The sequence below is a fragment of the Pseudomonas sp. FP2196 genome (assembly GCF_030687715.1).
Lineage (GTDB): Bacteria > Pseudomonadota > Gammaproteobacteria > Pseudomonadales > Pseudomonadaceae > Aquipseudomonas.
The window spans coordinates 2,638,003-2,650,097 of sequence record NZ_CP117445.1; the positions used below are offsets into that span (position 1 = coordinate 2,638,003).

9 protein-coding genes are annotated in these 12,095 nt (G+C 59.1%); 3 read left to right on the forward strand and 6 right to left on the reverse strand.

The window, feature by feature from the left end; all coding sequences use genetic code 11:
* The first annotated feature begins 56 nt into the window (after positions 1–56).
* Both macA and PSH79_RS11870 read left to right on the forward strand, forming a co-directional pair.
* A complete protein-coding gene (gene macA, locus PSH79_RS11865; RefSeq protein ID WP_305443073.1) occupies positions 57–1,205 on the forward strand; it encodes a macrolide transporter subunit MacA in 1,149 nt (382 codons plus the stop codon).
* Between the two features lie 2 nt (positions 1,206–1,207).
* A complete protein-coding gene (locus tag PSH79_RS11870) occupies positions 1,208–3,166 on the forward strand; it encodes a MacB family efflux pump subunit (protein WP_305443074.1) in 1,959 nt (652 codons plus the stop codon).
* A 121-nt stretch (positions 3,167–3,287) separates the two neighbouring features.
* Here the strand turns inward: PSH79_RS11870 and PSH79_RS11875 are convergent, their stop codons facing one another.
* Together PSH79_RS11875 and PSH79_RS11880 are read right to left on the reverse strand one after the other, a co-directional pair.
* Complete coding sequence (locus tag PSH79_RS11875) at positions 3,288–4,037, reverse strand: helix-turn-helix transcriptional regulator (protein WP_305443077.1); 750 nt, start codon at positions 4,035–4,037, stop codon at positions 3,288–3,290.
* Positions 4,038–4,169: 132 nt separating this feature from the next.
* Positions 4,170–5,738 (reverse strand): sensor domain-containing diguanylate cyclase, encoded by a 1,569-nt coding sequence (locus PSH79_RS11880; RefSeq protein WP_305443080.1) that lies wholly within the window; start codon positions 5,736–5,738, stop codon positions 4,170–4,172.
* A 224-nt stretch (positions 5,739–5,962) separates the two neighbouring features.
* On the opposite strand from PSH79_RS11880, the gene ycaC reads away from it, so the two are divergent.
* Entirely contained in the window at positions 5,963–6,595 is a 633-nt protein-coding gene (gene ycaC, locus PSH79_RS11885; RefSeq protein ID WP_305443083.1) for an isochorismate family cysteine hydrolase YcaC, read from the forward strand.
* Between the two features lie 85 nt (positions 6,596–6,680).
* Here the strand turns inward: ycaC and PSH79_RS11890 are convergent, their stop codons facing one another.
* From PSH79_RS11890 to PSH79_RS11905, 4 genes are all read right to left on the reverse strand, one after another.
* On the reverse strand, positions 6,681–7,925 hold the full coding sequence (locus PSH79_RS11890) for an MFS transporter (protein WP_305443085.1): 1,245 nt from the start codon (positions 7,923–7,925) through the stop codon (positions 6,681–6,683).
* Positions 7,926–7,932: 7 nt separating this feature from the next.
* On the reverse strand, positions 7,933–10,056 hold the full coding sequence (locus tag PSH79_RS11895) for an ATP-binding protein (RefSeq protein ID WP_370872627.1): 2,124 nt from the start codon (positions 10,054–10,056) through the stop codon (positions 7,933–7,935).
* A 166-nt stretch (positions 10,057–10,222) separates the two neighbouring features.
* A complete protein-coding gene (locus PSH79_RS11900; protein WP_305443091.1) occupies positions 10,223–11,761 on the reverse strand; it encodes a cryptochrome/photolyase family protein in 1,539 nt (512 codons plus the stop codon).
* Between the two features lie 28 nt (positions 11,762–11,789).
* Entirely contained in the window at positions 11,790–12,092 is a 303-nt protein-coding gene (locus PSH79_RS11905; protein ID WP_305443093.1) for a DUF6482 family protein, read from the reverse strand.
* Positions 12,093–12,095 lie beyond the last annotated feature (3 nt).

Below are 12,095 nucleotides of genomic sequence, written 5' to 3' on the forward strand. Positions count from 1 at the left end.
TCTACCAGAGCCCGGCCACTGGCCGGGTGCAATCCTGAACGGACTTGTGGTCATTTATGGAAAAGTCGAAGTTGCGCAAAGTCGGTATGGGATTGGCGTTGGCGGCGGTGGCCGGGTTGGTGTTCTATGCAGTAAAGGCGCCCGCCGAGGCGCCGCAGTACCTGACTGCCACGGTTGAACGCAGTGATATCGAAAACGCGGTGCTGGCCACCGGGTTGCTCGAAGGGATCAAGCAAGTGGACGTCGGTGCGCAAGTGTCCGGCCAGTTGAAGTCGCTCAAGGTCAAGGTGGGCGACAAGGTAAAAAAGGGCCAGTGGCTGGCGGAAATCGATCCGCTGGTGTTGCAGAACACCCTGCGCCAGGCCCAGGTCGATGAGGAAAACCTGCAAGCGCAAAAACGCGCCACGCAGGCCCAACTCCGGCAGACCAAGGCGATTTACGAACGCTACAAAAACCTTCAGGACGATGCCTCGATCTCACGTCAGGATTTTGAAACCGCGCAGTCGGACTACGAAGTGCAGCAGGCCAATCTGTTGTCGCTGGACGCGCAAATCAAGAGTGCGCACATCCAGATCGACACCGCCAAGGTCAACCTGGCTTACACACGAATCGTCGCGCCAATCGATGGCGACGTGGTCGGCATCGTTACTCAAGAAGGCCAGACCGTTATCGCTAACCAGTTGGCGCCGATCCTGCTGAAGTTGGCCGATCTGGACACCATGACCGTCAAGGCGCAGGTTTCCGAGGCCGACGTGATTCATATCATGCCGGGGCAGGAGGTGTATTTCACCATTCTCGGCGAGGACAAACGCTATTACGGCAAGCTGCGCGGCACTGAACCGGCACCGCAGAACTTTCTCGAAACGCCGCCCGCCGGCACGCCAAAACAGAACACCGCGGTGTTCTATAACGCGCTGTTCGAAGTGCCCAACCCGGATCATCGCTTGCGCATCTCGATGACCGCGCAGGTGAGGGTGGTGCTGGATACCGCCAAATCCGTGCTGACCATTCCGGTGGCGGCGCTGGGGCCGCGCAACAGCGACGGCAGTTTTCCGGTGCGCGTGCTGGACGCCAAGGGCCAGGCACAGGCGCGCAATGTGCAAACCGGAATCAACAACAACGTCAAGGTGCAGGTCAATGACGGCCTGGTCGAAGGCGACCGCGTGGTAATCGGTGATCCGGTAACGACCGTGGCGGGGTCCTGATGATGAGCGAACCCCTGCTGCAACTGAACGGCATCACCCGCAGCTTCACCGCCGGTGACCGTGAATTCCTCGCACTGAAGGACATCAACCTGACGATCCATGCCGGAGAAATGGTCGCAATCATTGGCGCCTCCGGCTCCGGTAAATCGACGTTGATGAACATCCTTGGCTGCCTCGATTACGCCACCGCCGGCAGCTACAGGATCAACGGCCAGGAAACCCGTGACCTCGATAACGAGGCCTTGGCGGCATTGCGTCGCGACTACTTCGGCTTCATCTTCCAGCGCTATCACCTGCTGCCGCACCTGAGTGCCATGCATAACGTCGAGATGCCCGCGATCTACGCGGGCGTCCCTGAGCCGCAACGCCATGCGCGCGCGCGGGAATTGTTGGCGCGACTGGGTCTGCAAGGGCACCTGAGCCATCGACCGAGTCAGCTGTCCGGCGGGCAGCAGCAGCGGGTGAGTATCGCTCGGGCGTTGATGAACGGCGGTGATGTGATCCTTGCCGATGAGCCAACGGGGGCTCTCGATACCACCAGCGGCAAAGAGGTCATGCGCATTCTGCTGGAATTGCATGCTGCCGGGCATACGGTGATCCTGGTGACCCACGACCCGAAAGTCGCGGCCAACGCCGAACGCATCATCGAGGTCAGTGACGGTGAGATCCTCAGCGACCGACGCAACGAGCGCGACACGACGCCGTTGTCAGGCGACGAAGCGGTGCCAGCCAAATCCTCCGCCGCACGACGCCTGGTGGCCAGCCTCGGTTTGTTCAAGGAAGCCTTCAGCATGGCCTGGGTCGCGCTGATTTCGCACCGCATGCGCACCTTGCTGACCATGCTAGGCATCGTTATCGGCATTACGTCGGTGGTGTCGATCTCGGCAATCGGCGAGGGTGCCAAACGTTACGTGTTGAAGGACATTCAGGCGATCGGCAGTAACACCATCGATATCTATTCCGGCACCAGTTTTGGCGACAGCCGTTCGACGGCCATCGAAACCCTGGTGCCCGCTGACGTTGCCGCCCTCAATCAGCTGTATTACGTCGACAGCGCCACGCCGGTGGTCGGCCGAAACCTGCTGCTGCGTTATCGCAATATCGATCTGGATGCGCAGGTCAATGGTGTCGGCGACCTGTACTTCCAGGTACGCGGAATCAAGATGGAGGCCGGCATCCCGTTCAGCGAAAGTGATGCCCGGCGCCAGGCGCAGGTGGTGGTGATCGATCACAAAACCCGGGTTCGGCTGTTCGGCGAACAGGTCGACCCGTTGGGGCAAGTGATTCTGATCGGCAACTTGCCTTGTACGGTGATCGGTGTGGCCGCCGAGAACAAAAACCTGTTCGCTGCGAGCAAGTCGCTCAACGTCTGGGTGCCGTACGAAACGGCTGCCGGGCGCCTGTTGGGCCAGCGCTACCTGGACAGCATCAGCGTGCGGCTCAAGGATGGGCAACCCAGCAACGTGGTGGATGAACACGTCAACAAACTGATGCTGCAACGCCACGGCACCAAGGATTTCTTCACCAATAACCTCGACAGCATCATGCAGACCGTGCAGAAAACCAGTCGCTCGCTGGCATTGCTGCTGTCGTTGATTGCGGTGATTTCGCTCGTGGTCGGCGGTATCGGGGTCATGAACATCATGCTGGTGTCAGTGACCGAACGAACCCGCGAAATCGGGATTCGCATGGCGGTCGGCGCCCGGCAATCGGATATTCGTCAGCAGTTTCTGGTGGAGGCGGTGATGGTCTGCCTGTTGGGCGGGGCGATCGGGATTTCGCTGTCCTACGCCATCGGCCACTTGTTTTCAGTGTTTATCAAAGAATGGGAGATGGTGTTCTCGCTGGCTTCGGTACTGACCGCGGTGGTGTGCTCGACGCTGATCGGCATCGTGTTTGGATTCGTGCCGGCGCGTAATGCTTCGCGGCTGGATCCGATCGAGGCGTTGGCCCGCGACTGATGGTACTCAGCGATCCCCTGCAGGAGTTGCCGAAGGCTGCGATCTTTTGACTTTGGCTTGTAAAAACAAGATCAAAAGATCGCAGCCTGCGGCAGCTCCTACAGGGAGGATTGAGGTGTGGTCAGGCTGCGCTGGAGGCCGCAGCTTCCTGCGGCGAATACATCCAGCGCATCAACGAATGCCGCCCGCTGATCCCCAACTTGATCGCCGCACGCTTGAGATAGCTCTCTACCGTGTTGACCTTCAACTGCAACTGCTCGGCCAGCTCCGGCGCAGTACGTCCTGCAAGCAGGCCGATGCACACTTCGGTTTCACGATTGGACAGACTCAACCCCAATTGCTGCAAGCGTTCAGTGAAGCGCGCCCGCAGGGTTTCCAGTCCTGTGCCCTCGGCAGCTTCGCCCGGGTTTTCTGCGCCGGGGTTGGCTGGCTGGAGTGCATCGATGTGCTTTTCCACCATCGGCAACAGAACCGGGGAGATGTCCTGCAACAGGCTGCGTTCCTGCGCGGAGAAGCGTTGCGACTGGCCGTTGCGGTACACCGAAATCACGTAGCGGTAACCGTCCTTGCGCCGGGTCAGGTGCAGTTGCGAAGCCTCGGCGGCAGTCGATGATTGCGGATCAGGCAAGTCGTCGACCGCCGCGACACTGTGGTTGGAAAATACCGTTTCGGCCAGCAGCGCCGGCTCTTTCATTGGTTCCGGTTCACTGCGGGTCGCGGTGCGGCCCACCGGTTCAACACGCATCTGGCGGATGTGCGTGGCATCGACTGCCAGTTGAGTGAGGATCAGGTCATGCAGCATGCGCGGGAAATGACGGCTGCCGGTACTGGCGATGACTTTGCCGATGTGAGGGAACAGGTATGAATTCATTTACATCATCCATGAGTTTGCGGGGGCTAACACTGCTGTGGCTTTGTCGACGATGTCCTTGAGCGACGAAAATTGCAGAAATTGGTTCTTATCCTAGTACAACGTTTGAGCGACGGTTTAATGAAGGCGTTATTAGCTCATAACCGGAGCCGTTGAGCACCAACGGTTTCTGCCCTGTTGCTTGGCCTGGTACAGGCAGGTGTCCGCCGATTTCAGCAAGGTGGCAGGCGTGACCGTGTCATCGACCGGATGATACGTAGTGATACCGGCACTGGCCGTGACATAGCCCAAAGGGTGCCCGGCGTGTTCCTTTCGGAGCGAGCGTATGGTTTGCAGAATATCTTCGGTCACCTGAATCGCTCCATCGCTATCGGTATTGGGTAACAGCACGGTGAACTCCTCGCCGCCGTAGCGCACGGCCAGGTCACCCGGTCGCTTGACCGCTTGCTGGATCGCTTGCCCGACCGCGCTCAGGCAATCGTCGCCGGCGGCATGTCCGTATTGGTCGTTGTAGCGTTTGAAGTTGTCGACATCGAGCATGATCAGTGAGAGTGCCGAGCCTTGGCGCCGGGCCAGACGAATTTCATCGGCCAGCGCATTGTCCAGTCGGCGCCGGTTGCCAAGTCCGGTGAGGCTGTCGGTCAGCGCCATGTCGCGCATGGTCTGGTGGGCGTGGCGGATTGTCCGCTCCATCGCCATGCGCTGGCGCAGCTGGCTCAGTACGATGAGGCCGAAACAAGTCAGCACCAGGATCAGAAACACCAGCACGAAGCCGTTTTTCAGCAAGTCCTGGCGCCATGGGTCGATGATCGATTCCTGGGAAAGCCCGGCCTCCACCACCAGCGGATAAGTGCTGAGGGCGCGATAGCCATACAGACGTTCGGTGTCGTCGATGACGGCGCGCACTTGCGCGATACCCACATTGGAGTTGGGCAGGTAGGTCTTGAATATCTCGCTGTTGGCCAGGCTCTTGCCGATCACTGACGCAATGAACGGGCGGCGCACGAGGATTGTGCCGTCACGTTTGGCCAGCACCAGCGCGCCTTTGTCGTCGATCCTGAAGTCGCCGTAGTAGTCGACGAAATAGCTCACTTTGATCGTGCCCAACAGCACACCGGCGAAAGAGCCATCGGGATTATTCAGGCGGCGCGAGATGGGAATGATCAGGTCGTGGGTGGAGCGGCTTTCGACCACCTCGCCGATGCGCACTTGCCGATCGTCATGGGTGCGGTGGTACTGGAAATAATCGCGGTCGGCGTTATTTGCAGTCTCGGGCGTGACCTCTTTGTCAGTCACGATCCACTGTCCGTCAGGCCCATAGATAAACAAGCCGTGCAACTGCGGCATGATTTTCGATTGCTGCACCAGCAGTTTGTGAATGCGCGGCACATCGAGGTTTTGCAGACCATCGCCTTCGATCCGCTCGCTGAGGGCCGCCGTCAGCACATCCATTTGCCGAATGGTGTCTTCGGCATGTTGAGCCGTCGCGCGGGTCAGGTTGGTGACTGAGTCACGCGCGGAGGCGAAGACGGCGCGATAGTCGCGCCATGTCCGCCAGCTCTCGACTGCCAGAAAGGCAACGACCACCACCAGCATGAAACTGACCGTGAGTCGAAAAGTCGATCCCGCCCTCACGGCTTTCAGGGCTGCGGGGGAGGTGAGCTTGTCAGTGTTCCACTCTGGCGGGTGGCGTCCGAGCATGAACATCTCCTTGGTTTCGATTCAACGTAATGCATGGCAACAGTATGACAAGGATCGCCAGGAAGGTCGGGTTGTGTGTCGGAACAAGATTCAGTATCAGTTGATTGTCCCTTCTGAGTTGACGGAGAAACGCTTTTCAGCCGATTTATCCCGCTCTGGCGTCCCCGTAATCTGTGCCCATCTTGAACGCAAACGAACTTCCACAATTAAAAAGGGACGCACAGATGAACACTCCAACCTACAACCGCCTCAACAAAGACGACGCCGTAGTGCTGCTGGTCGACCACCAGACCGGTCTGATTTCTCTGGTGCAGGACTTCTCGCCGAACGAGTTCAAGAACAATGTGCTGGCGCTGGCCGATCTGGCCAAGTTTTTCGAACTGCCGACCATCCTCACCACCAGTTTCGAACAAGGCCCCAACGGCCCGCTGGTACCGGAACTGAAAGAGATGTTCCCCGATGCGCCGTATATCGCTCGCCCAGGTCAGATCAACGCCTGGGACAACGAAGACTTCGTCAAGGCAATCAAGGCCACCGGCCGCAAGCAGATCATCATTGCCGGTGTAGTCACGGATGTCTGCGTAGCGTTCCCGACCCTGTCGGCGCTGGCGGAAGGGTTTGATGTGTTCGTGGTGACCGATGCCTCCGGCACCTTCAACACCACCGTGCAACAGGCGGCGTGGAACCGCATGACCCAGGCCGGCGCACAGATGATGAACTGGTTCTCGGTGGCGTGTGAGCTGCACCGCGACTGGCGCAACGACATTGAAGGGTTGGGTAACTTGTTGTCGCAGCGGATTCCGAACTATCGCAACCTGATGAACAGTTACTCGGCGCTGACGGCTCAGCAAAAATAAGCCGATGTAGATCCCGGTAGGCGCTGCAATACGCTGCGATCTGTTGATCTTGGTTTTATAAAGATCAACAGATCGCAGCCTCGTTTTACTCGACAGCTTCTACAGGGTTTTGTGAGTGACGCTCCCTTTCACGCAACGTTTCCGGAACGCCCACCCAAAGCAGGATTACCGCCAGCGCCGCAATCGCGGCCAATGTCAGAAACGCGGCGCTGTAGCCAGCCCCTTGCACTACAAACCCGGCGAGGCCATTGCTTAGCGCCGCGCCCAGGCCGAACACGGTGGTCAGTGCGCCGAGGCTAATGTTGAAATGGCCGGTGCCGTGGGTGAGGTCTTTGACCATTACAGGGAACAACGCGCCGAACAGACCCGCGCCAACGCCATCGAGCATTTGCACCGCGACCAGCCAATACGTATCGTCGGACAACGTGTAGAGCACGCCGCGTATCGGCAGGATCACAAAGCCTGCCAGCAACAGCGGCTTGCGTCCCCACACGTCGGCTTTGGCACCGACCAGTAAAGCCGCCGGAACCATGACCAGTTGCGCCGCAACGATGCAGGCAGAGGTCAGCGGCGTGGCCATCTGTAAATTGGTTTGCGCGAGTTTCTGACTCACCAGCGGCAGCATCGCCGCGTTTGCCAGGTGAAACAGCGCACAGCACACGGCAAACAGCAGCAGCGTTTTGTTGGTGAGCAGCACGGAAAACCCGGAAGGCTGGCCATGTCCTGCATTCGCAGGTTCGAGGCCGCGTGCCAGTTCATGGTCGATGGCTTGTGCCGACACGAAGTTGATGGCGATGACGCTGGCCAGCGCCATGGCGGCCATCAAATAGAACACCGCGACCGGGCCGAACAGATAAGCGAACAATCCTGCAAGCAGTGCGGCACAGGCATTGCCGGCATGGTTGAAGGTTTCATTGCGCCCGGTTCGTCGCGTGAACGCCCGTGGCCCCGTCATGCCCAGGGTGATCGCGGAAATGGCCGGGGCGAAGATCGAAGCCGCCACCGCGCTCAAGGCTTGGGTCAGGGCCACCAGGCTGAATGAAGTCACGAAAGGCAGTAACAGGCAGCTACCCGTCACCAGCAACGCTGCGATTGCTATCAATGCGCGTTTGGCTCGGGTGCTGTCGACCAGCGCGCCGGCGGGCGTTTGGGTAATGAGCGCGGCGACCCCGGCAATCGTCATTACCAGGCCGATGCTGGCCGGGTCCCAGTGATGCACCGCCAACAGGTAAATCGCCAGATAGGGGCCGAGGCCGTCGCGCACATCCGCGAGGAAAAAATTGAGGCTGTCCAGCGACAGGTTATTGCGCCGATCGAGATGATTGCTCACGGCAGCCTCATTCCAGATTGGCGGACATCAAGTTGCTCACGCGGGAAACAAGGGTGTCGACGGCAAACGGCTTGGTCAGCACTTGCATTCCAGGCCCGAGTTGACCGCTGCCGATCACGGCGTTTTCGGCATAGCCGGTGATGAACAAGGTTTTTAATCTCGGCCTGATCTGCTTGCCCGCATCGGCCATTTGCCGCCCGTTCATGCCGCCGGGCAATCCGACATCGGTTATGAGCAAGTCGATGTGGGCGCTGGAGCGTAACGCTTCGAGTCCTTCGATACTGTCGGCCGCTTCCAGCAGGGTGTAGCCGAGTTCGCTGAGCACGTCTTTGAGCAACATCCGCACCGTCGGTTCGTCGTCCACAATCAGGATGGTTTCACCTGTTTTGGCCAGCGGCGTTGTAGTGCTGTCCATAAGATCCTGCTGTTGTAGGGCATGGCCGCGATACCTTGGGAGGTAGATGCACATCTCTGTGCCTTGACCGACTTGCGAATGCACCCGCACCTGACCGCCGGATTGTTTGGTGAACCCGTAGATCATCGACAGCCCCAGTCCGGTGCCCTGGCCGAGCGGCTTGGTGGTGAAAAACGGGTCGAAGGCTTTCGCGACGATTTCAGCACTCATGCCAGTGCCGGTGTCCGTGACGCAGAGACAAAGGTACTCACCTGCGGGCATATCCAGGGCGCGGGCCGATTCGGACTCAATTGATCGATTAGCGGTTTCAACCGTGATGCGTCCGCCATCGGGCATCGCATCGCGGGCGTTGATGCACAGATTCAGCAGGGCGTTTTCCAGCTGACTGGCGTCCACGAGCGCGGGCCAGAGACCGGGTGCAGCCACGGTATTCAAACGAATGCTCGGGCCGACCGTGCGCTGGATCAGCTCGGTCATCCCGACGATCAGGCTGTTAACGTCAGTCGGTCGTGGATCGAGGGTCTGTCGCCTGGAAAAGGCCAGTAGGCGATGGGTCAGGGCCGCTGCACGTTTGGTCGCGCCCTGGGCGGTGACCATGTACTTGTCGACATCCTTGAAACGGCCTTGAGCAATGCGCTTCTGCATCAGTTCCAGGGCGGCCGAGATGCCTGCGAGCAGGTTGTTGAAGTCATGGGCGAGGCCGCCGGTCAGTTGGCCAACCGCTTCCATTTTTTGTGACTGGCGCAGTTTCTCTTCGGCTTGCATGAGATCGGCTGTGCGTGCCGACACACGTTGCTCGAGTGTGTCGTTGAGCGCGCGTAACGCGGCGTTGGCGCGATCGCGCTCCGCCTCGACATTGCGTCGATCCTCAACATCGATCAGCACACCGGGAAAGCGTAACGGGGTACCGTCGTCGGCGCATTCGACGCGTCCGTTCGCTTCGATCCAATTGTATTTTCCATCCGCACGACGGACCCGGTACTGATGGGAATAGGCGCCGCCGCGGGCAATCGCTTCATTGATCGCACCGGTGAGTCCCTCCCTGTCATCGGGGTGTACGGTCATGACGACTTGTTCCAGGCTCAGGCCGTCGCGGCCCAGTGCTGGGTCAAGGTCAAAAACCTTGGCGAAGGACTCATCCACCGAAAAACGATCGCTAGGCATGTCCCAGTGCCACGTGCCGATAATGGCGCCGGCCGCGAGGGCCAGTTGCACGCGCTCGATGTTCTCCCGCGCGACCGCCTCGCTGATGCGCAGCCGCTCTTCGGCGTCTCGGCGTGCGGTGACGTCGCTGAAGAAGATCGCGATTTGGCGATCGGCTGGATCGCCGACACGCACCGCGCGCACATCGAACCAGCGCTCGAATGTATTGGCGTAATTCTCGAAGTTCGCCGGCTCTCCGGTCTTGGCCACGTGGCCGTAGGTCTCGAACCAGAACTTCTCAAGGTTAGGGGCGAACTCTGTGACCCATTTGCCCCGCAGGTTGACGCCGCACTGACGTTCAAACGCCGGGTTGGCCTCGACGAAGTAGTAATCCACGGGGTAGTCGTCAGCGTCGAATTTGACTTTGACGATAGCGAACGCGGCTTCGATGGTTTCCAGAATGGTACTGAAGCGTGCCTCACTGCTGGCGAGCGCGGCTCGGCTCGCTGCAAGCTGCGCGGCCATATTCGGTGTTGCTGCTGCGCTGCTCTGCAGAGCCAGGCGCAGACGCATCACCTCTGCCTCAAGCGCCTTGCGAGTAAGATGCTTCGGATTTTCCACCGCTCGAGCCTTTTTGATTTTTGTTTGAGTGCATTCAGCGCGATCAAACGTACGCCGGGAATCCTCACATTGACACGCCGGCTGATGGTTAAGTTGCACCCGCACAGAAGAGGAAGTTTTATAACGACTCGCCGTTGTCCAGTGCGTCGAGCAGCTTCTGACCTCGCTGCCAAAGCGCCTGCTGCTTGGTCTCAGGCATGCGGTCGAGGTTTTTGTACATCATGCCCATGCGCTGGTTGCCGCGTAAAAGATCGCCATGGCGCATCAGAAAATGCCAGTACAACGCATTGAAAGGGCAGGCGTTGTCTGCGGTGTTTTCGCTGACCTTGTAGGCACAGCCGCGGCAGTAGTCAGACATTCGATTGATGTATTGACCGCTGGCGCAGTAAGGCTTGGAGCCGAGATAGCCGCCGTCAGCGTGCATGACCATGCCCAGGGTATTGGGCAGTTCGACCCAATCAAACGCATCCATATAAATGGCCAGGTACCACTCGCAGATCTGGCTCGGCGCGATGCCGGCGAGCAGCGCAAAATTCCCCGTGACCATCAGCCGCTGGATATGGTGAGCATAAGCGTGTTTCAGGCTTTGACCGATTGCCTGGCGCATGCAGTTCATTTTCGTTTCGCCCGTCCAGTAGAACTCCGGTAAGGGTCGTTGGTTACCGAATGAATTGCCCAGGGCATAGTCAGGCATCTTCAGCCAGTAAACACCGCGCACGTATTCGCGCCAGCCGATCAGTTGACGAATGAATCCCTCGGCGGCATTCAAGGCGATGCGGCCTGACCAGTAAGCCGAATCAACGTCGCTGCACAGCTGACGTAAATCCAGCAGACCGATATTGAGCGCCGCGCTGATCCGCGCATGGAACAGAAAGGGTTCATCGCTGGCCATGGCGTCCTGGTAATCGCCGAACCCGGCCAGGCCATAATCGAGGAAGTAATTCCACAGCGATTGGGCGTCGGCATGGGTCACGGGATAGTTGAAATCATCCAGGGAACCGTAGTGGTGGCTGAAGCGTTCCTTGACCAGTGCGAGGACTTCGAGGGTGATGGCGTCGTTGGAGAAACCAGTCGGGTAGGGGGCTTTCACCCCTTTGGGCAGGGCTTTGCGGTTGTCGGCGTCAAAGTTCCAGGCGCCGCCCACCGGCGTGCCGTCGCCATTGATCAATAGGCCGCTCTTGCGGCGCATCTCGCGGTAGAAATACTCCATTCGCAGCTGTTTTTTACCCGCCGCCCACGTACTGAATTCGGTGCGACTGCACAGAAAACGCGTATCGGCATGCCAATGAATGGCTAGCTGACAGTCCTTCAGAGACTGCTCCAGACGCCAGTCGCCGCATTCAGTGACGTGCAGTTCTTCCAGTTGCAGGCGTGTCTGCCAGCGACTTAATTCGCGTGGCACTGATCCGCTATTGAGCGGGTCATCAAGAGTGACGTACTCCACACGCACGCCTCTGGTTTGCAACGCCTTGGCGAAATGACGCATGGCGCTGAAGATCAGCGCGATTTTTTGCGGGTGATGAGGCACATGGCTGGCTTCTTCCAGCACCTCGACCATCAGTACGGTATCGCGTTTGGGATCGAGCCCCTGCAATGAGGCCAGGTCAAACGAAAGCTGATCACCGAGGATCAGGCACAAGCGATTGACCTTGCTCATTGGGTGCAGTCCCGCAGCGTCCGGTTCATCAAGGTGGTGTCAGCGAAAAAGGCAGCCGAAGCTCCTCGACCGGGCCTGCGTCCCGGCCGCACATTTCGTCGTGGACACATTGCTGCACCAACACACAGGGAAACGCCGGAACGGTTTGCAGCAAGTCCCGCAGATGGCTGATCGACCGCAGGTGCAGCGGCTTTGCGGCATCGTCGAGCAAGGTGAACTGGCCGCTATCCATGCGGATGCGCGCCAGATAAAAACCACCTTCGAGCGACAGCAGTTCCAGTTCACGTATTTCGCTATTGGCGGCGCGTTCGGTGAGGGTTTGCAGATTCATCAA

Coding starts and splice junctions, on each gene's coding strand:
- PSH79_RS11870 (WP_305443074.1), top strand. CDS start 1,208: ATGAGCGAACCCCTGCTGCAACTGAACGGCATCACCCGCAGCTTCACC.
- PSH79_RS11875 (WP_305443077.1), bottom strand. CDS start 4,037: ATGAATTCATACCTGTTCCCTCACATCGGCAAAGTCATCGCCAGTACC.
- PSH79_RS11905 (WP_305443093.1), bottom strand. CDS start 12,092: ATGAATCTGCAAACCCTCACCGAACGCGCCGCCAATAGCGAAATACGT.
- ycaC (WP_305443083.1), top strand. CDS start 5,963: ATGAACACTCCAACCTACAACCGCCTCAACAAAGACGACGCCGTAGTG.
- PSH79_RS11900 (WP_305443091.1), bottom strand. CDS start 11,761: ATGAGCAAGGTCAATCGCTTGTGCCTGATCCTCGGTGATCAGCTTTCG.
- PSH79_RS11895 (WP_370872627.1), bottom strand. CDS start 10,056: ATGCGTCTGCGCCTGGCTCTGCAGAGCAGCGCAGCAGCAACACCGAAT.
- PSH79_RS11880 (WP_305443080.1), bottom strand. CDS start 5,738: ATGCTCGGACGCCACCCGCCAGAGTGGAACACTGACAAGCTCACCTCC.
- macA (WP_305443073.1), top strand. CDS start 57: ATGGAAAAGTCGAAGTTGCGCAAAGTCGGTATGGGATTGGCGTTGGCG.